The sequence below is a fragment of the Sphingomonas xanthus genome, from assembly GCF_007998985.1.
GTDB classification, from domain to species: domain Bacteria; phylum Pseudomonadota; class Alphaproteobacteria; order Sphingomonadales; family Sphingomonadaceae; genus Sphingomicrobium; species Sphingomicrobium xanthum.
In genome coordinates this window covers 1,219,124-1,240,402 of the sequence record NZ_CP041659.1, presented here as the reverse complement: position 1 = coordinate 1,240,402, position 21,279 = coordinate 1,219,124, and the positions used below count along the sequence as shown (strand labels likewise).

The window sequence follows — 21,279 nt, the reverse complement described above, 5'->3', positions numbered from 1 at the left end:
GGATGGCCCATGCCGACAAGGCGCAAGGGCGATGCCAACTGCCTTATTGCTGGCGCGACCCTGGCAGACCCGGCTGCGAGATGGTCCCGATATTGCCGAACAGCTCGTCGAAGAAGCTGCGCTTCCTTCCCAGCGTCGGCGTCTTGTCGCCCGACGGGTCGACCGCGGCAATCAGTTCCTTGCCGGTCTGGTTGACCGCGGTAACGTTGCCGGCCTGATCGAAGCGGACATGGAGCACTGTCTGGTCGGTAACCCGCGGATCGCGGAAGGCCAGCTGGGTCGTGTTGCGGGAAACATAATACCAATCGTTCGGATCGAACTGACCGGTGAAGGTCGGACGGCCAAGCGTCTTGGTCACCGAGTCCTTATTATCGATTCCCGGCTGAATGGCCTGGGCCAGCGATTTGTCGATGATGAAGCCTCTATGCTCGCGCATCCCGGCGCAGGCGGTCAACGCCAACCCCAATCCGATGATCGCTGCAATACTGCGCTTGGCCATTTACTCACTCCATGGGATCGGCGCGGCTTGTCCGCCGGCCCGCTCAGGCCCAATATGCGGAGGATGGCGACACAAGCAAGTCGTCCGCACCTACAGGAGGACTCCATGCGCTCAATAATGGCGATGTTACGCCCTAAAGGAGCCGATGCGGGAGCGTTGTACGGTGCCGTCGTTGCCGAGGGACGTCGCCCGGCCTGGTACCGCGAGGGTTCGGTGCCCGACACGCTCGACGGCCGATTCGCGGTGATATCCAGCCTGCTGGCGTTGGCGATCCTCCGGCTGGAGGAGGGCAAAGAGGAGGCCGTGCGGCATTCGGTCGCGCTCACCGAAAGCTTCATCGCCGACATGGACGGGCAGATGCGCGAGCAGGGATTCGGCGATCCGTCGATCGGCAAGCAGGTCCGGTCGCTGGTCGGGGCGCTTGCCAGCCGGGTTGACCGCTGGCGCACTGCCAAGGCCGGCGAAGCGAGCTGGGACGAAGCGGTGCGGTTCAGCGTCTACCGCGACTCGCTCCCGCCCGCCGAGACCGCACTGACGTTTTCCGGGGAAGCGTTGCGTCGCTTTGATGAAGGGCTCTCCGGGCGCAGCGATCGCGACGTAATGGAAGGACGGATTGCGTGAGCGAGTTCAGCCATCGCCTTTCGCTCGACCAGATCCGCGACGGCGACCGGATCGACATCGTCGCCGACGACACCGAGCGCGCGGGAATTGCGCGCAGGCTCCGCCTGCTTAGCCTCGAGCGCATGGAAGCGCATGCGGCGCTGTCGCGCGACGGGCAAACCATTACTGCGACCGGACGGCTCAAGGCCGTGCTTGAGCAGGCGTGCGTGGCAACGGGTGAGCCGGTCGCCCAGCATGTCGACGAGGCGTTCGACCTGAAGTTCGTCCCCCAGCCGGCCGTCGGCGCGGTCGAAGAGGAGGTCGAACTCGACGAAGGCGAACTCGATACTATTTTCCACGACGGCATGGCGATCGACCTTGGCGGCGCGATATCCGACACGCTGGCACTGGCGCTTGACCCCTATCCCCGCAGTGCGGGTGCGGAAGCTGCGCTCAAGGAGGCCGGAGTATTGAGCGAGGAAGACGCCGGCCCGTTCGCGGCGCTTGCGGCGCTCAAGGCTAAGATGGACAAACTGCCTTAGAAAGGCACGTCATCGTCAAGATCGGTGTCGAACGCCGCCGGCTGCGGCCGCGTTTGCTGGCGGCTGTTGCCGCCGGTCGCTCCGCTCGACCCGCCACCGAAATCGTCCCCATAGGATCCGCCCGAGCCACCGAAGCCGCTTCCCGAACCGCCCTCGCGACTGTCGAGCAGCACCAATTCTCCCCGGAATTTCTGAAGCACGATCTCTGTCGTGTAGCGGTCGTTGCCGTTCTGATCCTGCCACTTGCGGGTCTGGAGCTGGCCTTCGATGTAGACCTTCGATCCCTTGCGCAGGTAGTTCTTGGCCACCCGGCCGAGATTCTCGTTGAAGATCGCGACCGAGTGCCACTCGGTCCGTTCCTGGCGGTTGCCGTCGCGGTCTTTCCACGTTTCGCTCGTGGCGATGCGCAAGTTGACCACTTCGCCGCCGTTGCTGAACGAACGCGATTCCGGGTCCTGGCCCAGGTTGCCGACCAGAATGACCTTGTTCACGCCCGCCATGATGTTCTCCCAACGCTAGATTTGATGCCCAGCGTTAGGCCCGCCCGCAGCGTTAGCCAAGGCCAAAGGAAACTGCCGTCCAGTAGGTTGCCCCGGCGGCGGCATAGGCCAGCACGAACAGATAGGTGACCATGAACAACGGCCAGCGCCAACCGTTGGTTTCGCGGCGGGTGATGGCGATCGTCGAAATGCACTGAGGGGCGAAGACGAACCAGGCGAGGAAGGCCAGCGCCGTCGCCAGGCTCCACCGTCCGGCCAGCCGTTCTTCCAATGTCTGAAGCCCCGCCTCATCCTCTGCATCAAGGGCGTAAACAGTCCCGATCGCCGCAACCGCCACTTCACGGGCCGCCATCGCGGGCAGCAGCGCCATGCTGATGTCCTTGTTGAACCCGATCGGGGCGACCACGGTGTGGATTGCGTCGCCGATCTTTCCGGCGATCGACACTTCGGACTGTTTCTGCCCCGTTCCGGCCTGGGGGAAGCTGGCCAGCGCCCACAGGATGACCGTGGTGGCCAGAATGATCGTCCCGGCGCGCTTCAGGAAGATGGTAGCGCGCTGCCATAGACCGATGCCGACGTCGCTGAGCCGCGGCATCTGATACTTGGGCAGTTCCATCATGAACGCGCCGCCGCCGCCGCTGACCGCCGTTCGCCGCAAGACCAGCGCAGCCAGCAGCGCCCCGATGATCCCGGCGACATAAAGCCCGAACAGGACCAGCCCCTGAAGGCCAATTCCCGGACCGATGCGCGCCGCCGGGATAAAGGCGGCGATGACCAGCGTGTAGACCGGTAGGCGCGCCGAACAGGTCATCAAGGGCGCCACCAGGATGGTGGTCAGCCGGTCCTTTTCATTGTCGATCGTCCGCGTCGCCATGATCCCCGGAACGGCGCAGGCGAAACTCGACAGCAAGGGAATGAACGCCCGGCCCGACAGCCCGGCATGGCTCATCAGCCGGTCCATGATGAACGCCGCGCGGACCATGTAGCCCGTCGATTCGAGGACCAGGATGAACAGGAACAGGATGAGGATCTGGGGCAGGAATACCACTACCGCGCCGACGCCGGCAAACAGGCCGTCGATGACCAGCGATCGCAGCCATCCGTCGGGTAGAGCATTCCCGATCGCTTCGCCGGCCGCCATCGTCCCCGCCTCAAGCGCGTCCGCCGGCACCGCCGACCAGGAAAAGACGGCCTGGAACATCAGGAACAGGATCACCGTCAGGATCAGCGGACCGGCGACCGGGTGAAGCAGGACGCCGTCGAGCTGATGGGTAATCCGACGCACCGGGGCTTCGCTGACCACGGCCGCGGTCGCGATCTCGCGGGCGCGGCGCTGTAAGGCCAGCGAATCGGGAGGAGGGCCATCCCCGCTTCGGATCTTTCGCGGCTGGGCAAGAAGTTCGCCAAGGCGGGAAAGGACGTCATCGAGCCCGCGCCGGCGCACCGCGACCGTTTCGACAACCGGAACGCCGAGCAGTTCTTCAAGCCTTGCGGCATCGAGTTCCAGCCCGTCGCGGCGGGCCATATCGATCATGTTCAAGGCCACCACCGTCGGCAGGCCGAGGTCGATCAACTGCAGCGCGAAGCGCAAATGATTGTCGAGGTTCGAGGCATCGACGACGATCAGCAGGGCGGACGGCAGCCGCTCGCCAGCCTGCCGCCCGATCAGCACGTCGCGGGTCACCGCTTCATCGAGGCTGGTCGGATCGAGGCCATAGGCACCCGGAAGGTCGACCAGCTCGACTGGCGAGCCGTCGGGAAGCACGGTCTTGCCGACGTGCCGCTCGACCGTCACGCCCGGATAGTTGCCGACCTTTTGCCGGGCGCCGGTCAGTGCGTTGAACAGTGCGCTCTTTCCGGCATTGGGGTTGCCGGCGACCGCTACCAACGGGACAGGGTTCATGCCGGTTCGGTCGTGACTTTGACCGCGCGGGCGTGGCTCCGGCGGATCGCTACGGTCATCCGCCCGACCTTGACCGCAAGGGGATCGCGACCGAGAGGGCCGAGGTGCATCGGCGTAACGGAAACGCCCTCGTCGAAGCCGAAATGCCGCAACCTTGCCGCCTCTGCCTGCCCTAGGGCGGACCAGTCGATCGCCACGACCCGCCCCGAAGAGCCGAGCGAAAGCTGGTCGAGAGGAACGATGGCGCCGGTCATTTGCGAGCGATTATCATTAACAACTGCTGGTGAAAAGCCCGTCAACGTGGCGGATATCGCAATCGGCCGAGAAAGCGCGACAGGCTTGGCCGGCGAATATCGTTACCCGTCCACTCGGCCTTCCATTTTTCAAAGCTCATGACATTGCCCAGCCGCCGGTCGAGAAAGGCGGCGGTGTCCGCCCAGCCTTCCGACCGGTCGTCGAGCCAGGCAAGCAGCGTCGACCCGTAAACCGCCGACAGGATCAGCCGCTTGGAATAATGGTTATAATCGGTCGCCGTATCGCCGGCGATCCGCCACATCAGATCGGCGCTCCGCCAACCCGTCTTGAACGCCAGCGGTACATTTTGCGGCATGGCTAGGATCGCTAGCGCGCTCCGAACCGCTTCACGCGCCGGAGCGGCAAGCTCAAGCCGGGCCCAAATCAGCGAACGGATGCGGTCGCGAACCTTCATCGCTGCGACTCGCTCCGCCGGATATTCAGCCGCCATCGCCGCGTCGACGCCGCTGATCCAGGCTTCGACCATTTTCGCCGGCGGCTTGGGAAAGGCCAGCCGGGCTTGGGCCGGGTCGATCCCAAGCTGGGCTGCCGCACTGTCGACGGCCTTCTGCGTCCAGCCGTCAAAAGCGGCATTTTCGCCGACAGCAAGCGCCAGCTTGAGCCGAAGGGCTTCGAGCGGTGTGGGTTTGTCCGTGGCCATTTCGACCCTAATTGGGCGCGACAACCGGCTGGCGCAAGCGTGGCGCCGATCCCTCGCGCATGCGGACCAGCACCAGCGCGACGACGATCATCGCCGCACCGCTCCAATCGCGCGGGGTGAAAGCCTCTCCGTAATAGAGCCAGCCAAGCAGTGCCGAGAGCGCCGGCTGGGTGAGCATGGCAATACCGATCACGAGCGGCGGGAGGTGTCCAAGCGCATAAACCAGCAGTCCCTGCCCGATGACTTGGCTGCAAACGGCCAGTGCAACCAGGGCGGTCCAATTGTCGGGAAGGATTTGCTCACCGGCGGCAAGCGCAGCCGGAAGCAGCATTGCCGCGCCGAACAGGCTGGCGATGAACAGCAGCGGCATCGGCTGGAGTCCGCCCCGCGTGCGTTCGACGAGGATGAGGTAGCCGGTGTAGAGCAGCCCGGCGAGCACGGCGAGCAGGTCGCCGCGCAAATTGGCCGCGGAAAGTTCCGCGCTCCCCCACATCAGCAGCCCGCAACCGGCCGCGGCCAGCGTCAAGGCGGCCGCCTGCAGCACCGAGGGCCATTTCCGGACCAGCCACAACCCCCACGCGGCGAAGAAGAAACTGCTGATATTGCCGAACAGGGTGGCGTTGCCGAGCTTGGTCAGAAGGATCCCCGCGTGCCAGGCCGCAAGGTCGGCAGCGAAGAAAAAGGCAGCGCCGGCAATGGCGAGGGTCACCGTCCGCTTCGGCCACTGGACGGGCTGACGAAACATCCATGCGATCGCCCACAAAAAGGGCAGAGCGAGCGCCAGCCGCCAGAATCCGGCAGCGACCGGGCCGACGCCGCTGTTCCTCACCAGGAACGGGCCCGTGGCGAGCGCTACATTGCCGACAAGCAGGGCAATGAAGGCAAGCGATGTTGGTTTTTGCTGGGCCACCAGTTGCCCGTAAGCGCATTTGCCCGCCCGCGGAAGCGACAAGCAGCAGCTAAGTCGATAAGGCTGGCTTATCGAAAAGCCCGGGAAACTTCCTTGGGCCGGTTTTAATATGCAACTATTGGCGGCGCAGTTCCGGCGCGGCCGGCTTAGCAAGGAAGTTCGCATGTCCCCATTGTTCGATCCCATCCAGCTTGGCGGGATTTCCAGTCCCAACCGCATCCTGATGGCGCCGTTGACTCGCGCACGAGCAAGCCGCGAAGCGGTGCCGACCCCGGTCATGGCCGAATATTATGCGCAGCGTGCCAAGGCCGGGCTGATCATCAGCGAAGCCACCGGGATCAGCCGGATCGGCCTCGGCTGGCCATATGCGCCGGGGCTTTGGAGCGACGCACAAGTCGAAGGCTGGAAGCCGGTCGTCGGAGCCGTGCACAAGGCCGGCGGGCGGATCGTCGCGCAACTGTGGCACATGGGCCGGCTGGTCCACCCCAGCGTCGGGCAAGGTCAGCCGGTCAGCGCTTCGGCAACTACGGCTCCTTCCTATGCCCACACCTATGAGGGAAAGCAGGATTATGTTGAAGCTCGGACGCTGACCTACGACGAGATCAAGCTCACGCTCGACGACTATGCGCGCGCTGCCCGTAATGCGATCCGTGCCGGGTTTGATGGCGTGCAGATCCACGGCGCCAATGGCTATCTTATCGACCAGTTCCTGCGCGACGGCACCAACTTGCGGACCGATGATTATGGCGGACCGATCGCCAATCGCCTGCGCTTCATGCGCGAGGTTGTCGAAGCCGTTACCGCCGAAATTGGTACCAACCGGACCGGCATCCGCCTTTCCCCGATCGGCGAGGCGCAGGGCTGTAACGACAGTGACAACCACGCGCTGTTCACTGCCGCCGCCGCCGAACTGGAGCGGCTTGGCGTACCATGGCTGGAGCTGCGCGAGCCCGGCCCGGATTCGACGTTCCGGGCAACCGATGAAGCTCCCGTCAGTCCGAAGATCCGGCAGGTCTATTCCGGAAAGCTGGTGCTCAACAGCGACTATGATGGACACAGCGCGCAGTCGCGGCTTGCGGAAGGCATCGCCGACGCGATCAGCTTCGGCCGCCCGTTCATCGCCAATCCAGACCTGGTCGACCGGATCCAGGGCGGTCATGGCCTTAACGGCTGGGATGTCGCCACCTTCTACACGCAAGGCCGCGAAGGCTACACAGACTATCCGCTGCTTAGGGAACAGGAAGCCGCCTGACCGGTTCGAGTCCCCACCAAGGAGGGACATTGGCGATGAGGAAGGACATGATGGCGGGCGCGGCGGCTGCGGTCGGCGCGGCGCTGCTCGGCGGGGCCTATTATTTATTCCGTGAAAAGCAGACGCCGGAGCCCGACTATCGCACGCTGTTGACTGACGGCGACTATCAGCTTCGCGACTATCCGGCGATGGTCGTCGCCGAGACGGTGGTGCACGGCCCGCGCCGCGACGCGCTAAGCCAGGGTTTCCGGATCCTCGCCGACTATATTTTCGCCAAGTCGCGCGGCGGACAGAAGCTGCCGATGACCGTCCCCGTCATCCAGGACGGGGGCGACCCGATGGCCAGCGACCCCCCGTTGTTCAATGATGCCCTTGAAGGGGCGTGGCGAACGCGCTTCGTAATGCTGCGCGACCGGGCCGAGCTTCCCCAGCCGCCCGATGGAGTGGAACTGGTCAAAGTGCCTGCGCGCAAGATCGCGGTGGTGAGCTTTGCCGGCCGCGGCGGTGACAAATTGCTCGCGGACCAGGAAGACCGGCTCCGCGGATGGCTGGCGCGCAACGGTGAAAAGAGTGACGGCGAACCGGAATATGCTTTCTACAACAGCCCGATGATCCCTGGCCCACTGCGCCGCAACGAGGTTTGGCTACCAATCGGCTAGGTCGGTTCGACCTTCAGGAATCCGGCCGGGGTCGGCTTGAGCAGGTTCCGGCTGGGAACTTCGCCGCTCAGCCAGCCCGCCCAATCGGCAGGATCGAGCAGGACGATCTGCCGCGAATGAAGCGGTGCGACATCGGGTCCCGGCTCGGCAGTCAAAAGGGTGAATGCCGCGCCCACCCCGGGCGATTCGCGTGTAATCCCGGCAATGCCGAGCAAGGTCCCGGTAGTCGGAGTGAACAGCCAGCGATCCTTGCGCTTCTGCTTGGGGTCGGCCGGCGTCGTGTACTCATAAAAACCGTCGGCAACGACGAGGCAGCGGTTCTGCGGGAAGTTTCGTCCTTCGGATCGCAAGTTGTAGAGCGGCTTGCCGTAGCTTGATGGCCAGCTCCACCGCCGCTCGACCAGCGCATAGCCATCGCCCGCCGCTTGGACGATCGGCGCGCGGTCGGTGATTCTAACGTCGCGCAGTTCCAGGTTGGGGGCACCTTCAGGAAAGCTTAGCTGGAACCCTTGTTCGGCGAACAATTGGCGGATCGCATCCGTGCCCCTGTGCAGTCGGTAGAGGTTGCACATCGGCGAAGCCCTGGCGCGCCTAGAAGCGCGACTTAAGGGCCAGCAGCGCAAGCGCCGCATCCGCCGCACCGCCGCCCTTATTGGCCTGTTTCGGATCGGCGCGGAAGATGGCCTGCGCTTCATTCTCAACGGTCAGGATGCCGTTGCCCACGGCTAGCCCATCGAGCGTCAGCGCCATGAGGCCCCGGGCGCTCTCGCCCGCGACGATTTCGAAGTGCCAGGTCTCGCCGCGGATCACTACGCCAAGGGCGACATAGGCATCGAACTTGCCGCTTTCCGCCGCGAGCGCGATCGCCCCGGGCAGTTCCAGCGCTCCCGGCACGGTCAGCGTTTCGTGGCTGTGCCCGGCCTGGTCGAGCGCGGCGCGGGCGCCGGCAAGCAGCATGTCGTTCAAATGGCCGTAAAAGCGGGCCTCGGCGATCAGCACATGGGCCATTATTGCTCCGTCCCGGCGATGCAGCGTTCCTCGACGATGGCCAGCCCATAGGCGCTGAGTCCGACCGGCGAATGACGCGTGTTGGTCAACAGAATCATGTCATGGATGCCAAGTGCGGCAAGGATCTGCGCCCCGACGCCATAGCTTCGCAGCGCGGGACCGGTCTCTGCCGGCTTGCCCGACCGCAGGTCGGTGACCAGGCTGAGCGAGCCCTGTGCCGCCGCGTGCAGCGCGACGACCACGCCCGCGCCCTCGGCCTCGATCATCCGCATCGCCCCGTGCAACAGCCCGGCGCGCGGACCGGCTTCACCGAGCAGGTCGGCGAACAGGTCGATGCTATGCATCCGCACCAGGGTCGGCCGGTCGGGCGCAATCGATCCATGGACCAACGCCAGCTGCTCCTCGCCGCTCGCCTTGTCGCGAAACACCTGGGCGGTCCAGTCGGCGCCCGACCCGGAGGTGAAGCGGGTCTGGGCAACCCGTTCAACCATATGATCCTTCTTCAGCCGATAGGCGATGAGGTCGCGAATGGTGCCGATCTTCAGTCCATGGACCTTGGCGAAGGCCATCAGGTCGTCGAGCCGGGCCATGGTTCCGTCTTCGCGCATGATCTCGCAAATGACCCCGCTGGGGTTAAGGCCGGCGAGGCGGGCGACATCGACCGCCGCTTCGGTATGCCCGGCCCGGACCAGCACCCCCCCGGGTCGCGCCACCAGCGGGAAGACATGGCCCGGCGACACCAGCGCGTCCGGCCCGTTGGCGGCGTCAATCGCCACCGCGACCGTCCGCGCCCGGTCGGCGGCGGAAATTCCGGTCGTCACCCCCTCGCGCGCCTCGATCGACACGGTGAAGGCGGTTTCCATCCGCGTCCCATTGCGCCGCGCCATCGGCTCCAGCCCGAGCGCGTCGACCCGCTCCTTGCCGAGTGCAAGGCAGATCAGCCCGCGGCCGTGGCGAGCCATGAAATTGATCGCGTCCGGGGTGGCCATCTGTGCCGGGATAACCAAGTCGCCCTCATTCTCCCGGTCGTCATCATCGACCAGGATGAACATACGGCCGTTGCGGGCCTCGTGGATGATGGCCTCGGCGCCCACCAGCACATCCTGAACTCCGCCATCAATCAGCTTTTCGAGCCGGACCAGCGTGTCGGCGGTCGGGTTCCAGTCCGGTGCGCCGAGCTTGCGCAAGCTGTTGGGATGGAGGCCGGCAGCGCGCGCCAGCCCGCTCCGGCTGGCTTCGCCACTGTCGACCAGCGCGGAGAGTTTTTCGATGAGGGTCGTAGACATTTGGCGCCGCTATCACATGGTAATGTGATTGCAAAGCGCCGTTAATCACATTGCATTTAATCAAACAGGCTGGAAACGCTGCTTTCATCGGCGATGCGGTGGATCGCCTCGCCGAACAATGGGGCGATCGTTAGGCGGCGGAGCTTGGTCGATCCGTCGAGCCCTTCGCGAAAGATCGAATCGGTGACCACCAGTTCGGTCAGCACGCTTGCGGTGACCCGCGCCTGCGCGCCACCCGAAAGGACCCCGTGGCTGCAATAGGCGACGACCTCGGTTGCGCCCTGCTCCTTGAGCGCGGCGGCGGCATTGCAAAGCGTGCCCGCCGAATCGACAATATCGTCAACCAGCACACAGCAATGGCCTTCAACGTCACCGATGATGTTCATCACTTCGGACTCGCCGGCACGTTCGCGACGCTTGTCGACGATCGCGAGCGGCGCATTGTCGAGCCGCTTGGCCAGGCTGCGCGCCCGAACCACCCCGCCGACGTCCGGCGACACGACCATCAATCTCTTGTTCGAATAGCGCGCCTGGATATCGGCGGCCATCACCGGCGCCGCCCAGAGGTTGTCGGTCGGAATGTCGAAGAAGCCCTGGATCTGCCCGGCGTGCAGATCCATCGTCAGCACCCGGTCGGCGCCGGCCTTGGTGATGAGGTTGGCCACCAGTTTGGCCGAAATCGGGGTACGCGGCCCCGGCTTCCGATCCTGCCGGGCGTAACCGAAATAGGGAATGACGGCGGTGATTCGCTTGGCCGACGCGCGTTTCAGCGCATCGATGCAAATCAGCAGCTCCATCAGATTGTCGTTGGTAGGGAAGCTGGTCGACTGGACCACGAATACGTCTTCGCCCCGGACATTCTCCTGGATTTCGACGAAAACCTCTTCGTCGGCGAAGCGGCGAACGCTGGCCTGGGTCAGCGGCAATTCCAGATAATCGGCAATGGCTTTCGCCAGTGGCAAGTTGCTGTTCCCGGCGAGCAATTTCATTGTGATGATCCTGTATCGCTGACCCCGTAGCCGCCCCTTAGAAAGGGCAGCGGGCAAGGGCAAGGTTGCGGCGCCAGACAGCCGCGTTAAAGCGATGGCTGTGACCAACCGGCTGCGCATCGCCCTAATCCAGTCGAACCAGCGGGTCGGCGACCTCGCCGGCAACGCGGCGGCGATGCTCGAATGGCGCGCCCGCGCGACCGCGGAGGGCGCCGAGCTGGTCATGTTCCCCGAACTGCAGCTGACCGGCTACCCGCCCGAGGACCTGATGCTGAAGCCCGAATTCGTACGGCAGGCGATAGATTGGGCCACGCGGCTCGCCGATGCGACCGCCGACGGGGGCCCGGCGCTTCTTTTCGGCGCGATCGTCGCCGAACATGGCATCAATTATAACGCCATGCTGCTTGCGGAAGGCGGCAAGGTCATCGGCCGGACGCTGAAACATGAACTGCCAAACTATGGCACGTTCGACGAAAAACGGGTGTTTGGTCATGGCCCGCTGCCTGAACCGCTCGAGTTTCGCGGCGTGCGGATCGGCGTCCCCATTTGCGAGGACATCTGGCAGGAAAAGGTCTGCGCGCATCTCGCACGCCAGGGCGCCGCGCTTCTGCTGGTGCCAAACGGCAGCCCATATGAAATCGACAAGGACGAACTGCGCCAGCGGCTGGTGCGGGAGCGGGTGGTCGAAACCGGATTGCCGCTAGCCTATCTCAACCGCGTAGGCGGGCAGGATGAGCTGGTCTTCGACGGATCGAGCTTCGTGACCAACGACGACGGAACGATCGCTTTGCAGGCGGTCGATTTCGACGAGGTCATGCTGCTGACCGATTGGGCCGACACGCCTAACGGTTGGCGCTGTGAAGCGGGACCCAAGGAGGAGCTCTCGCCGTTCCCCGAGGATATGTACCGAGCGATGATCGTCGCGCTTCGGGATTATGTCGGTGCCAATGGTTTTCCCGGGGTGATCCTCGGCCTGTCCGGCGGAATCGACAGCGCGCTGTCGGCGGCGGTCGCAGTCGATGCGCTCGGCGCGGACAGGGTTTGGTGCGTGATGATGCCATCGCGCTTTACCAGTCCTGACAGTCTTGAAGATGCGGCCGAATGCGCGCGATTGCTCGGGGTGCGCCACGACATCGTCCCCATCGGGTCGGGTGTCGATGCAATGGACAAGATGTTGCCGGGCATCAACGGGCTGGCGGCCGAGAATATCCAGTCGCGGCTCCGCATGGTTACGCTGATGGCCTTGAGCAATGCCCATGGACACATGCTGCTGACGACCGGCAACAAGAGCGAGATGAGCGTCGGCTATGCCACGCTCTATGGCGATATGGCGGGCGGATATTCGGTGCTGAAGGACGCCTACAAGACGACCTGCTTCACCCTGTCGCGCTGGCGTAACGCCCACCGGCCCATTGGCGCTCTGGGCCCCGATGGCCCGGTCATGCCGCAGCGCGTGATAACCAAGCCGCCGACCGCAGAGCTTCGGGAGGATCAGAAGGACGAGGATAGCCTGCCGCCCTATGCCCTGCTCGACCGGATCCTCGAGGCGCTGGTCGACCGTGAATTGTCCGTGCGCGAAACGGTCGCCGCGACCGGCGCCGACCCTGCGGTAGTCGCGGACATCGAACGCAAGCTTCTTCGCGCCGAATATAAGCGCCGCCAGGCCCCGCCGGGGGTGAAGCTGACCAGCCGGAACTTCGGCCGCGACCGTCGGTATCCGATCACCAACGCCTTCCACACCCATTGAGGATTGAATTGATGCGCATGACTGCCCTCATCGCCCTGCTGCTTGCGGGCTGCGCCGCCGAGCCAGCGAGCGGGCCGACCAATGACGCCGCCGCCAATGATGCGGCCGAAGCGGCGGCAGCCCCGGCCGAAGTTCCCGCGCTCGACGGAAGCTGGGCCGTCACCGCATCCAGCGTCGGGCCCGCCGCCCAGAGTCTGGGCATGACCGCCGCCTTCGCCAACGGCACCGCGACCTTCTCGGTCGGCTGCTTGCGCCGCGCCTGGTCCTACAACCAGCAGCGCAACAGCGTGGCCTTCACGCCCTCGCCGGGCGGAAGCAGCAACTGCGGCGGAACGCCGAGCGCCGACGCGGAATTCGTTTTTGCCCAGCTTGGCGATATGAACATCGCGGTGTTCGCGAACGAAGGCAGGCAGGCCAATTTGTCGGGGACAAGCGGGACTATCACGCTGGAACGGCGCTAGCCTTGGCGGCGCGGCGGCGGTAGGGCCGGGCGATGACCGTCGTCACCCGCTTCGCGCCCTCGCCGACCGGCCGCCTTCACGTCGGCAACATCCGGACAGCGCTTCACAACGCGCTATTCTCCCTCCGCCATGGCGGGCGCTTCCTGCTGCGCATCGACGACACCGACCGCGAACGGTCGCGCGAGGAATATGTCGCCGCGATTGTCGAGGATCTCGACTGGCTTGGCCTCAAGAATGACGCCATGGTGCGCCAATCGGAGCGGTTCCCGCTCTATGAGCGGGAATTTGAGCGGCTGCGCGCGGGAGGCCGTGTCTATGCCTGTTACGAAACGCCGGAGGAGTTGGAGCTGCGCCGCAAGGTGTTGCTGGGACGGGGGCTCCCGCCGGTTTATGAGCGCAAGCCCGAGGGGTCGCCGGCTCCTGAAGGCGTGCCCCCCCATTGGCGCTTCAAGCTCGATCACGGATCTCTGATCGTCTGGGACGACCTCGTCCGCGGTCGGCAGCAGTTTGATCCGAAGCTGATCAGCGATCCGGTCATTCGCCGGGCCGATGGCAGCTGGCTTTACCTCTTGCCCAGTGTAATCGACGACATTGACCTCGGCATCTCCCATATCGTCCGCGGCGAAGACCATGTGTCCAACAGTGCGGTCCAATTGCAGATGTTCGCCGCGCTCGGGGCCGAAGCGCCGGCCTTTGCCCATGAGGCGCTGCTGGTCGCCGCCGAGGGCAAATTATCGAAGCGGCTTGGCTCCACCGGGATCGATGCGATGCGCGATTCCGGGCTGGAGCCGATGGCGCTGCTTTCGCTGCTGGCGCGGCTCGGGACATCGCAACCGGTCGAGGCGCACCACGGGCTGCACGAACTGGCCGAGGGGTTTGACTTCGGTACCTTCGGACGCGCGCCCGCCCATTTCGATCTCGCGGAGGTCGAACAACTCAACGCGCGGTTGCTTCATCAGACGGATTATGCCGCGGTAGCAGACCGGCTGCCCGCCGAAATCGACGAACCCCAATGGATGGCTCTGCGAGGAAATCTCGCCCGGCTGGACGAGGCCAGGGACTGGGTGCCGGTGATCCATGGGGAAATCGAGACTGCTGAAGTCGTGCCAGACGACAAGGGATTGCTGGCCGAAGCGGCTGACGTCGCGGCGTCGCTCGACTGGTCCGGCGACCCTTGGCACGAGCTGACCGACGCGCTCAAGGCTTCGACGGGCCGCAAGGGTCGCATGCTGTTCCTTCCCCTCCGCGTCGCGCTGACCGGTCGGGGTTCCGGCCCGGAGATGGCGCCGCTGGTCAAGCTGATCGGCCAAGACCGGGCCGTTGCGCGGTTGCACGCCGCGTCGCACTAGCGTCCGACTCTACCATTCTTCCTGCTTGCATTAGGCATGTAATGATGTAACATTACGGTCTCCAAGGCAGGAGATTTGTCATGCTCGCTTATGCCGACACCCAGCGCCGTACCGCCGCCCGCGGAGGCTCCCCCACCAGTCTTGTCCTCATCCTTGTCGGCCATGCGGTCGTGATCGGCGCGGTGTTGAGCGCCAAGATGGAATTGGTTCCGGGCGGCGACCCCTTCGTACCGACCGAGATCGTCAACGTCCCGCTGCCGGCTCCGCCGATCCCGCCGGAGCCGCCGGCCCAGCCGCCCCGCTCCACCGACAGCAGAATCGACACGCCCAGTGTGGAAGTGCCGATCCCCAAGTTGCCGCCTGCCCTTCCGCTCGACCTCGGCCCGCCCGCCGACAGCTCCAGCACCATCGTCGGCAACGCGAACGACGGACCGACCATTCCGCTCGATGTGCCGCGCGGCGATCCTGTCCGCATTGCCGCCCGCTTCGCAACGCCGGCCGATTCCGTTCGCCCTCCATATCCGGCGGCGAAGTTGCGGGCCGAAGAAGAAGCGGTGCTGCGGCTCCGGTTGGTGATCGACCCGCGCGGCCGTGTTATTTCCGTCGATCCGGTCGGTAGGGCCGATCCGGCCTTCCTGGAATCTGCCCGTCGGCACATCATCCGCCACTGGCGCTACAAGCCGGCGACCGAGGGTGGTGCATCCGTCGCCTCCTCCGTCACCATCACCCTGAGCTTCCGGCTGGACGACGCCTGAAGCCCCGCATGACCTCTCTTCGGGGGCTGGTCCTTTACGGTTCGGCCCCCTATCTTTTCCGGGCCATGGCCATCTTTCCTCCGACTTCCAGCCCACGCGTCGCGCTCGCCGACCTGCGGGCATTTCTTGGACAGCGCAGCCGCGAGCAGATCATCGGCGCGGCGTTATCGGTGCTGGTCACGGCGATCATCGTCATCATTTTCTTCGTCGATTCGAAGATCAACACGGCCCCGTCCCCGACCATTGTCTGGGTCGAGAATTACGGGCCGGAGCGGACCGATGCCGAGATCATCGCCGAGCAGAAGGTCGCGTCGGAGCGAAGGCGCAAGGCGGAGGAGGCGCGGCGCCAGGAATTCCAGAAGCTAGAGAAGCAGCTTGGCATCGAGTGACGCGAGGTACATGGCCGAGGCGGCGCGGCTCGGCGAATCCGCTCGCGGCCGGACTGGTGCAAATCCCAATGTCGGCTGCCTGATCGTCAGGGACGATGCGATCGTCGGCCGGGGCGCCACCGCGACCGGCGGACGCCCCCATGCCGAGGCCGTTGCGCTGGCCGACGCCGGCCCCGCGGCGCGGGACGCCACACTTTTCACCACGCTGGAGCCCTGCGCCCACCGCAGTGAACGCGGGCCGACCTGCGCAAGGCTGATTGCCGAAGCCCGAGTCGCCAGGGTGGTGATCGCGCTCAAAGACCCCGATCCGCGCACCAATGGCGCGGGGATCGCCATGCTCCGCGATGCCGGGGTCACGGTGAAGACCGGGATCGGCAAGCGCGGCGCCGGGCAAAGCCTGTCGGGCTATCTGACCCGGCTTCGGCTCGGTCGACCGCGGGTGACCCTAAAGCTCGCCTTGTCGATCGATGGCAAGATTGCGCTGCCGTCAGGAGAGAGCAAGTGGATCACCGGCGAGGATGCCCGCGCCCACGTCCATCTGGAACGGTCGCACAGCGACATGATCCTGGTCGGTCGCGGCACCTTCCTGGCCGACCAGCCGAAACTGGACGTTCGATTACCGGGACTCGAACAATGGTCGCCCCGCCGCGCCCTGCTCACCCGCGGTGGGCCGGTCGAAGGCTGGGAAATCCTTTCTTCTCCGCTAGATGTGCATCGGCTTCATGACGTCAACGATCTGCTGGTCGAGGGCGGATCGGCCACCGCCACGGCGTTCCTCGCCGCCGACCTGGTCGACCGTATCTTGATCTACCGCGCGCCGATCCTGGTCGGCGAAGGCAAATCGAGCTTCGGCTATATCGGTCTCGATGCAATCGCCGACTCTCATGGCCGGTGGCGCATCGGCGACGGGGCGCGGCTTGGCATCGACCGGCTCGAGGTCTACGAGCGCGTCCGCGACTGAAGGACGAGGCCCATGTTCACCGGAATCATTACCGACGTCGGCTCCGTTCGAAGCGCCCAGCAGCGCGACGACCTGCGGCTCGTCATCGGCTGTTCCTATGACCTTGACGGCGTCGACCTCGGCGCCTCGATTGCCTGTTCGGGTGCCTGCCTGACGGTGGTGGACAAGGGGCCCGACTGGTTTGCGGTGGATGTCAGCCGCGAAACCGTCCGACGCACCGCGCCCGGCTTGTGGCAGGAGGGCGCCCGGCTCAATCTGGAACGGGCGCTGCGGGTCGGCGACGAACTTGGCGGTCATATCGTCACCGGCCATGTCGACGCCATCGCCACCGTCGCCTCGGTCGATGAAGTTGGCGGTAGCCTGGATATTTCGGTCGATGCGCCGCGCGACCTTGGCGCGGCGATCGCGCCAAAGGGATCGCTCGCGCTCGACGGCGTGTCCCTCACCGTCAACCAGGTCGAGGACCGGGGCGATTCGACCCGCTTTACCGTCAACCTCATTCCCCATACCGCGGATCACACGACCCTCGGCGGGATCGTGGTCGGACGGCAGCTGAACCTTGAGATCGATATATTGGCCCGCTACCTTAGGCGAATGGCCGAGGCCGGCGGCCGCTAGAGGCCTTGCGTCCGGCGCCTGCGCCCCGTATAGGCGCCCCCGCTTTCCAGATCATTGGAATTCCGAACCGCCCGGCCAGTTAGGGCTGCCGTGGCAGTTCGATAACGTCGCGTCTGTTGACGCAACAAGGAGACGAAAATGCCCAAGCTCAAGACCAAGAGCGGCGTCAAGAAGCGCTTCAAGCTAACGGCCACGGGCAAGATCAAGCATGGTGTCGCGGGCAAGCGCCACCGTCTGATCAGCCATAACGCCAAATATATTCGTCAGAACCGCGGCACCGAAGTGCTTGCCGACGCCGATACGGCGCGCGTCAAGCTCTGGGCCCCCTACGGCCTCAATTAAGGGAGCTAGCGAGATATGGCACGCGTCAAGAGGGGTGTAACCACCCGCTCCAAGCACAAGCGGATCCTGGACAATGCGAAGGGCTATTATGGCCGTCGCAAGAACACCATCCGCATCGCCCGCCAGGCCGTCGAAAAGGCCGGGCAGTACGCTTATCGCGACCGCAAGGTGAAGAAGCGCAGCTTCCGCGCCCTGTGGATCCAGCGCATCAACGCCGCGGTTCGCGCCGAAGGACTGACCTATGGCCAGTTCATCCACGCGCTGAAGCTGGCGAACATCGATCTCGACCGGAAGGTCCTGGCCGACATTGCTATGCACGAGGCGGAAACCTTCTCGGCGATCATCGCCCAGGCGAAGGCCGCGCTGCCCAAGGCAGCCGCCTAAACTTCGTCGGTTTCGAAACGCAGGAGGGCGTCGGGAGCGATCCCGGCGCCTTTTTGCTGCGCCCCGCCCTTGCTTAGTCGATCATCTCATATGCGGGCAGCGTCAGAAACTCCTCGAACTCGGGCGCTGTCGCCAGTTCGTGCAACAGGAGTGCGGCCGGGCGAAGATTGGGCCCGTCGCCCAAGTTCCGAAGCTCGTCGGCCAACCACTCTTCAAACAGGTCGCGGCTGAACCGGCGATCATGGTCGATCAGCGCTTCGTAGCGCAGCCATTGCCATAGCTGCGCGCGACAGATCTCCGCGGTCGCGGCGTCCTCCATCAAATTATAGAGCGGGACCGCGCCCCGGCCGCCGAGCCAGGCAGCGATATACTGCACCGCGACGCGGATATTCTCGCGGACGCCCGCCTCGGTCCGCTCCCCCGCATGAAGCGTCAGCATCGCGTCGCGGCCGGGAATGTCGCCAGGCACCGTCGACAACTGATTAGCCCCGCTCATCGAAGCGAAGGCGTCCATCGCCACTTGCACGAGCGCCGGATGCGCCACCCAGGTGCCGTCATGGCCGTTGCCGACTTCGCGCAGCTTGTCGGCCCGGACCATGGCCATCGCCCGCCTGTTGGCGTCCTCGTCGCCCTTGACCGGGATGGCGGCCGACATCCCGCCCATCGCGAAGGCGCCGCGCCGGTGGCACGTTGCGATGAGGCGGAGCGAATAGGCGGCGAGGAAGGCCTTATCCATGGTCATCGCCGAGCGATCCGGGGTTAGTCGGTCGGGCGAACGGCCCAGCCGCTTGATGAAGCTGAAGATATAATCCCAGCGGCCGCAGTTGAGACCGACGACATTTTCCCGCAGGGCGTAGAGTATTTCGTCCATCTCGAAAGCGGCGGGAATGGTTTCGATCAGGACCGTTGCCTTGATAGTCCCGCGTTCGAGGCCAAGCCATTCTTCGCTAAAGGCGAAAACATCGCTCCACAGTTCGGCTTCGTGCCGGCCTTCCAGCTTGGGCAGATAGAAATAGGGCCCGGAGCCAGCGGCGAGCGCATTGGCGGCGCAGTGCCAAAGGTACATCCCGAAATCGAACAGCGCGCCCGAAACGGGCAATCCCTGCGCGGTGACATGGCGTTCGATAAGGTGCCAGCCGCGCGGTCGCACGATCAGGACCGCGGGATCTTCGCCCAAGGCATAATATTTTCCGGAATCGGGGTCGGTATGGTCGAGCTTGCCGAGCCAACGGTTGCGCAGGTTGACCTGGCCCTCGACCAGTTCTTTCCACATCGGCGCCGTGGCGTCCTCGAAGTCGGCCATGAAGATCTTGGCGCCGGAGTTGAGCGCGTTGATCACCATCTTGGCGTTGGTTGGGCCGGTGATCTCGACCCGCCGATCGACGAGGTCGTCGGGGATGGGTCCGATTTTCCAGTCCGCTTCGCGAATGTGTCGCGTCTCTGCTGGAAAATCCGGCATTTCTCCAGCGTCAAACCGTTGTTGCCGCTCGATCCGCGCCGCGAGCAGGTCGAGGCGCCGCGCGTCAAACCGTTCGTGAAGTGCGGCGACGAAGCCGAGCGCGCCTTCGGTCAAAATCTCCTTGGCCCCGTCGACCGCGCAAGGCACGGCGACCGCCATCGTTCGATCGAGCAGCATAGTCATACGCGAATCTGTTCCTGCGTAATGACGTAACGCTTGGTCGCACATAACCGGTCGCGGAACGACAGGCGGGTCCATTCGGTTCGCGCGCGCTCAAGGTTCGCAAAGGGGCCAGAGACCTCCTCCGTTCCCATCGTGATTTCGTCGAACCGGCAGTCCCGGTAGTCACCGCCAACGATCCAATAACGTTGTCCCATGGTCATGCCCCTCATTGTGCCGCCGCGAACTGCGCGGCCTCCGTTGATTCGCCGAGCGCCACCGTCGAGGCCCGGCCGGCAGAAATGGCGGTGGCGATGGCGTCGAAATAGCCGGTCCCGACCTCACGCTGGTGGCGGGTCGCCGTATATCCTGCGGCTTCGCTGGCGAATTCGGCTTGCTGGAGCCGCGAATAGGCCGTCATGCCCTCGTCGCGATATCCCGATGCGAGTTCGAACATGCCGTGGTTGAGGCTGTGAAATCCGGCCAGGGTCACGAACTGGAACTTATATCCCATCGCGCCGAGCTCACGCTGGAACTTGGCGATCGTCGCCTCATCGAGCTTCGCCCGCCAGTTGAAGCTGGGCGAGCAATTATAGGCCAGCAGCTTGCCTGGGTATCTTGCGTGCACGGCCTCCGCGAAGGCGCGCGCATCGTCGAGATTGGGATGGCTGGTTTCCCACCACAGCAGGTCCGCATGCTCGGCGAAAGCGAGGCCTCGCGCGATGCAATGGGCGAGTCCGGTGCCTTCCTTGAGGCGGAAGAAGCCTTCCGGTGTCCGCCCCCCGCTCAGGAATTGCCGGTCCCTCTCGTCGATATCGCTGGTAATCAGCTTGGCGCTTTCGGCATCGGTCCGCGCGATCAGCAGCGACGGGACGCCCATCACGTCGGCAGCAAGCCGAGCCGCGTCGAGGTTGCGGACAGCGGCCTGGGTCGGAATAAGCACCTTGCCGCCAAGGTGGCCGCACTTCTTCTCCGAAGCGAGCTGGTCCTCGAAATGGACCCCCGCGACCCCGGCCTCGATATAGGCCTTCATGATTTCGAAGCAGTTCAGCGGGCCGCCGAACCCGGCTTCCGCATCGGCGACGATCGGCGCGAACCAGTCGCGATCCGCGCCGCCTTCGGCGTGCTCGATCTGGTCGGCACGTTGCAGCGTGCGGTTGATCCGCCGGGCCAGTTCCGGGCCGGTGTTGGCGGGGTAAAGCGATTGGTCGGGGTACATCGCCCCGGCGGTGTTTGCGTCGGCGGCAGCCTGCCAGCCGCTCAGGTAGATAGCTTCGAGGCCAGCGCGGACCATCTGCATCGCCTGATTACCGGTAACGGCGCCGAGGGCGCGCACCGGCTCGTCTTGCTTTAGCCGTTCCCACAGCTTGGTCGCCCCGCGACGCGCGAGGCTATGGTCGGGGACGAAGCTTCCGCGCAGCCGAGCGACATCGCCGGGTCCATAGGGGCGGGTAATTCCGCTGAACCGGCCCGGCGCGGCGGGCACTAACTGGTCAAAATTTTTCAAGGCCACTGCTCCGGCGTTTGTAGGGGGATCTTCAACAACCAAAGC

26 protein-coding genes are annotated in these 21,279 nt (G+C 64.8%); 13 read left to right on the top strand and 13 right to left on the bottom strand.

What is annotated here, in order from left to right; genetic code table 11:
* Window positions 1-43: 43 nt before the first annotated feature.
* On the bottom strand, window positions 44-499 hold the full coding sequence (locus tag FMM02_RS06255; protein WP_147494050.1) for an outer membrane protein assembly factor BamE: 456 nt from the start codon (window positions 497-499) through the stop codon (window positions 44-46).
* A gap of 156 nt (window positions 500-655) precedes the next feature.
* Between FMM02_RS06255 and FMM02_RS06250 the strand changes: the two genes are divergently transcribed.
* Both FMM02_RS06250 and FMM02_RS06245 read left to right on the top strand, forming a co-directional pair.
* On the top strand, window positions 656-1,120 hold the full coding sequence (locus FMM02_RS06250) for a ubiquinol-cytochrome C chaperone family protein (RefSeq protein WP_187107711.1): 465 nt from the start codon (window positions 656-658) through the stop codon (window positions 1,118-1,120).
* Entirely contained in the window at window positions 1,117-1,641 is a 525-nt protein-coding gene (locus FMM02_RS06245; protein WP_147494048.1) for a YceD family protein, read from the top strand. The genes FMM02_RS06250 and FMM02_RS06245 overlap by 4 nt, the downstream gene beginning before the upstream one ends.
* Here the strand turns inward: FMM02_RS06245 and ssb are convergent.
* Genes ssb through FMM02_RS06220 form a run of 5 tightly spaced genes read right to left on the bottom strand, consistent with a single transcriptional unit; the run spans window position 1,638 to window position 5,951 of the window.
* Window positions 1,638-2,141 (bottom strand): single-stranded DNA-binding protein, encoded by a 504-nt coding sequence (ssb, locus tag FMM02_RS06240; RefSeq protein ID WP_147494047.1) that lies wholly within the window; start codon window positions 2,139-2,141, stop codon window positions 1,638-1,640. The genes FMM02_RS06245 and ssb overlap by 4 nt on opposite strands.
* A 52-nt stretch (window positions 2,142-2,193) precedes the next feature.
* Window positions 2,194-4,044, bottom strand: a complete 1,851-nt coding sequence (gene feoB / locus FMM02_RS06235; protein WP_147494046.1) for a ferrous iron transporter B — start codon at window positions 4,042-4,044, stop codon at window positions 2,194-2,196.
* Window positions 4,041-4,298, bottom strand: coding sequence for a FeoA family protein (locus FMM02_RS06230; RefSeq protein WP_147494045.1), 258 nt, complete (start codon window positions 4,296-4,298; stop codon window positions 4,041-4,043). The genes feoB and FMM02_RS06230 overlap by 4 nt, the downstream gene beginning before the upstream one ends.
* A gap of 41 nt (window positions 4,299-4,339) precedes the next feature.
* On the bottom strand, window positions 4,340-4,999 hold the full coding sequence (locus tag FMM02_RS06225; protein ID WP_147494044.1) for a COQ9 family protein: 660 nt from the start codon (window positions 4,997-4,999) through the stop codon (window positions 4,340-4,342).
* Window positions 5,000-5,006: 7 nt separating this feature from the next.
* The gene (locus tag FMM02_RS06220) at window positions 5,007-5,951 is read right to left on the bottom strand and encodes a DMT family transporter (RefSeq protein WP_246104737.1); all 945 of its coding nucleotides are present in this window, start codon (window positions 5,949-5,951) and stop codon (window positions 5,007-5,009) included.
* Between the two features lie 121 nt (window positions 5,952-6,072).
* Between FMM02_RS06220 and FMM02_RS06215 the strand changes: the two genes are divergently transcribed.
* Together FMM02_RS06215 and FMM02_RS06210 are read left to right on the top strand one after the other, a co-directional pair.
* Complete coding sequence (locus tag FMM02_RS06215) at window positions 6,073-7,161, top strand: alkene reductase (RefSeq protein WP_147494042.1); 1,089 nt, start codon at window positions 6,073-6,075, stop codon at window positions 7,159-7,161.
* A 35-nt stretch (window positions 7,162-7,196) separates the two neighbouring features.
* The gene (locus FMM02_RS06210; RefSeq protein ID WP_147494996.1) at window positions 7,197-7,820 is read left to right on the top strand and encodes an SOUL family heme-binding protein; all 624 of its coding nucleotides are present in this window, start codon (window positions 7,197-7,199) and stop codon (window positions 7,818-7,820) included.
* Here the strand turns inward: FMM02_RS06210 and FMM02_RS06205 are convergent.
* From FMM02_RS06205 to FMM02_RS06190, 4 genes are read right to left on the bottom strand one after another with little or no spacing between them, the layout of a single operon-like run.
* Window positions 7,817-8,392, bottom strand: coding sequence for an SOS response-associated peptidase family protein (locus FMM02_RS06205; RefSeq protein WP_147494041.1), 576 nt, complete (start codon window positions 8,390-8,392; stop codon window positions 7,817-7,819). The two genes, FMM02_RS06210 and FMM02_RS06205, sit on opposite strands and share 4 nt — an antisense overlap.
* Window positions 8,393-8,411: 19 nt before the next feature.
* A complete protein-coding gene (gene ribH / locus FMM02_RS06200) occupies window positions 8,412-8,828 on the bottom strand; it encodes a 6,7-dimethyl-8-ribityllumazine synthase (protein ID WP_147494040.1) in 417 nt (138 codons plus the stop codon).
* The gene (ribB, locus tag FMM02_RS06195; RefSeq protein WP_147494039.1) at window positions 8,828-10,114 is read right to left on the bottom strand and encodes a 3,4-dihydroxy-2-butanone-4-phosphate synthase; all 1,287 of its coding nucleotides are present in this window, start codon (window positions 10,112-10,114) and stop codon (window positions 8,828-8,830) included. Before ribB ends, ribH begins: the two co-directional genes overlap by 1 nt.
* A gap of 56 nt (window positions 10,115-10,170) precedes the next feature.
* Window positions 10,171-11,103, bottom strand: a complete 933-nt coding sequence (locus tag FMM02_RS06190) for a ribose-phosphate pyrophosphokinase (protein WP_147494038.1) — start codon at window positions 11,101-11,103, stop codon at window positions 10,171-10,173.
* A 100-nt stretch (window positions 11,104-11,203) separates the two neighbouring features.
* Between FMM02_RS06190 and FMM02_RS06185 the strand changes: the two genes are divergently transcribed.
* From FMM02_RS06185 to rplT, 9 genes are all read left to right on the top strand, one after another.
* Window positions 11,204-12,850 (top strand): NAD+ synthase, encoded by a 1,647-nt coding sequence (locus tag FMM02_RS06185; protein ID WP_147494995.1) that lies wholly within the window; start codon window positions 11,204-11,206, stop codon window positions 12,848-12,850.
* A 17-nt stretch (window positions 12,851-12,867) separates the two neighbouring features.
* A complete protein-coding gene (locus FMM02_RS06180) occupies window positions 12,868-13,311 on the top strand; it encodes a hypothetical protein (protein ID WP_187107710.1) in 444 nt (147 codons plus the stop codon).
* A 32-nt stretch (window positions 13,312-13,343) separates the two neighbouring features.
* Window positions 13,344-14,660 (top strand): glutamate--tRNA ligase, encoded by a 1,317-nt coding sequence (gene gltX / locus FMM02_RS06175; protein ID WP_147494036.1) that lies wholly within the window; start codon window positions 13,344-13,346, stop codon window positions 14,658-14,660.
* Window positions 14,661-14,740: 80 nt separating this feature from the next.
* Window positions 14,741-15,415, top strand: coding sequence for an energy transducer TonB (locus FMM02_RS06170; RefSeq protein WP_147494035.1), 675 nt, complete (start codon window positions 14,741-14,743; stop codon window positions 15,413-15,415).
* Between the two features lie 8 nt (window positions 15,416-15,423).
* A complete protein-coding gene (locus tag FMM02_RS06165; protein ID WP_147494034.1) occupies window positions 15,424-15,804 on the top strand; it encodes a hypothetical protein in 381 nt (126 codons plus the stop codon).
* A 10-nt stretch (window positions 15,805-15,814) separates the two neighbouring features.
* Window positions 15,815-16,765 (top strand): bifunctional diaminohydroxyphosphoribosylaminopyrimidine deaminase/5-amino-6-(5-phosphoribosylamino)uracil reductase RibD, encoded by a 951-nt coding sequence (ribD, locus tag FMM02_RS06160; protein ID WP_147494033.1) that lies wholly within the window; start codon window positions 15,815-15,817, stop codon window positions 16,763-16,765.
* Window positions 16,766-16,777: 12 nt separating this feature from the next.
* A complete protein-coding gene (locus FMM02_RS06155) occupies window positions 16,778-17,383 on the top strand; it encodes a riboflavin synthase (RefSeq protein WP_147494032.1) in 606 nt (201 codons plus the stop codon).
* Between the two features lie 138 nt (window positions 17,384-17,521).
* On the top strand, window positions 17,522-17,725 hold the full coding sequence (gene rpmI / locus FMM02_RS06150; RefSeq protein ID WP_119532908.1) for a 50S ribosomal protein L35: 204 nt from the start codon (window positions 17,522-17,524) through the stop codon (window positions 17,723-17,725).
* A 15-nt stretch (window positions 17,726-17,740) separates the two neighbouring features.
* Window positions 17,741-18,109: a 50S ribosomal protein L20 gene (gene rplT, locus FMM02_RS06145; RefSeq protein ID WP_147494031.1), complete on the top strand. Its 369-nt coding sequence runs from the start codon at window positions 17,741-17,743 to the stop codon at window positions 18,107-18,109.
* Between the two features lie 73 nt (window positions 18,110-18,182).
* Here rplT and aceB read toward each other — a convergent pair whose 3' ends face one another.
* From aceB to aceA, 3 genes are read right to left on the bottom strand one after another with little or no spacing between them, the layout of a single operon-like run.
* Window positions 18,183-19,751, bottom strand: coding sequence for a malate synthase A (gene aceB / locus FMM02_RS06140; protein ID WP_147494030.1), 1,569 nt, complete (start codon window positions 19,749-19,751; stop codon window positions 18,183-18,185).
* Complete coding sequence (locus tag FMM02_RS06135) at window positions 19,748-19,951, bottom strand: DUF4170 domain-containing protein (protein WP_147494029.1); 204 nt, start codon at window positions 19,949-19,951, stop codon at window positions 19,748-19,750. The genes aceB and FMM02_RS06135 overlap by 4 nt, the downstream gene beginning before the upstream one ends.
* 5 nt (window positions 19,952-19,956) lie before the next feature.
* Window positions 19,957-21,234, bottom strand: a complete 1,278-nt coding sequence (gene aceA, locus FMM02_RS06130) for an isocitrate lyase (RefSeq protein ID WP_147494028.1) — start codon at window positions 21,232-21,234, stop codon at window positions 19,957-19,959.
* Window positions 21,235-21,279 lie beyond the last annotated feature (45 nt).

What these genes read in the sequence shown, in the direction of transcription:
- FMM02_RS06210 (WP_147494996.1), top strand. Translation starts at nt 7,197, where the DNA reads ATGAGGAAGGACATGATGGCGGGCGCGGCGGCTGCGGTCGGCGCGGCG.
- FMM02_RS06255 (WP_147494050.1), bottom strand. Translation starts at nt 499, where the DNA reads ATGGCCAAGCGCAGTATTGCAGCGATCATCGGATTGGGGTTGGCGTTG.
- FMM02_RS06190 (WP_147494038.1), bottom strand. Translation starts at nt 11,103, where the DNA reads ATGAAATTGCTCGCCGGGAACAGCAACTTGCCACTGGCGAAAGCCATT.
- FMM02_RS06205 (WP_147494041.1), bottom strand. Translation starts at nt 8,392, where the DNA reads ATGTGCAACCTCTACCGACTGCACAGGGGCACGGATGCGATCCGCCAA.
- FMM02_RS06165 (WP_147494034.1), top strand. Translation starts at nt 15,424, where the DNA reads ATGACCTCTCTTCGGGGGCTGGTCCTTTACGGTTCGGCCCCCTATCTT.
- feoB (WP_147494046.1), bottom strand. Translation starts at nt 4,044, where the DNA reads ATGAACCCTGTCCCGTTGGTAGCGGTCGCCGGCAACCCCAATGCCGGA.
- FMM02_RS06225 (WP_147494044.1), bottom strand. Translation starts at nt 4,999, where the DNA reads ATGGCCACGGACAAACCCACACCGCTCGAAGCCCTTCGGCTCAAGCTG.
- ribD (WP_147494033.1), top strand. Translation starts at nt 15,815, where the DNA reads ATGGCCGAGGCGGCGCGGCTCGGCGAATCCGCTCGCGGCCGGACTGGT.
- FMM02_RS06170 (WP_147494035.1), top strand. Translation starts at nt 14,741, where the DNA reads ATGCTCGCTTATGCCGACACCCAGCGCCGTACCGCCGCCCGCGGAGGC.
- FMM02_RS06180 (WP_187107710.1), top strand. Translation starts at nt 12,868, where the DNA reads ATGACTGCCCTCATCGCCCTGCTGCTTGCGGGCTGCGCCGCCGAGCCA.
- rpmI (WP_119532908.1), top strand. Translation starts at nt 17,522, where the DNA reads ATGCCCAAGCTCAAGACCAAGAGCGGCGTCAAGAAGCGCTTCAAGCTA.
- FMM02_RS06215 (WP_147494042.1), top strand. Translation starts at nt 6,073, where the DNA reads ATGTCCCCATTGTTCGATCCCATCCAGCTTGGCGGGATTTCCAGTCCC.
- gltX (WP_147494036.1), top strand. Translation starts at nt 13,344, where the DNA reads ATGACCGTCGTCACCCGCTTCGCGCCCTCGCCGACCGGCCGCCTTCAC.
- FMM02_RS06135 (WP_147494029.1), bottom strand. Translation starts at nt 19,951, where the DNA reads ATGACCATGGGACAACGTTATTGGATCGTTGGCGGTGACTACCGGGAC.
- FMM02_RS06155 (WP_147494032.1), top strand. Translation starts at nt 16,778, where the DNA reads ATGTTCACCGGAATCATTACCGACGTCGGCTCCGTTCGAAGCGCCCAG.
- ssb (WP_147494047.1), bottom strand. Translation starts at nt 2,141, where the DNA reads ATGGCGGGCGTGAACAAGGTCATTCTGGTCGGCAACCTGGGCCAGGAC.
- ribH (WP_147494040.1), bottom strand. Translation starts at nt 8,828, where the DNA reads ATGGCCCATGTGCTGATCGCCGAGGCCCGCTTTTACGGCCATTTGAAC.
- rplT (WP_147494031.1), top strand. Translation starts at nt 17,741, where the DNA reads ATGGCACGCGTCAAGAGGGGTGTAACCACCCGCTCCAAGCACAAGCGG.
- ribB (WP_147494039.1), bottom strand. Translation starts at nt 10,114, where the DNA reads ATGTCTACGACCCTCATCGAAAAACTCTCCGCGCTGGTCGACAGTGGC.
- aceB (WP_147494030.1), bottom strand. Translation starts at nt 19,751, where the DNA reads ATGACTATGCTGCTCGATCGAACGATGGCGGTCGCCGTGCCTTGCGCG.
- FMM02_RS06230 (WP_147494045.1), bottom strand. Translation starts at nt 4,298, where the DNA reads ATGACCGGCGCCATCGTTCCTCTCGACCAGCTTTCGCTCGGCTCTTCG.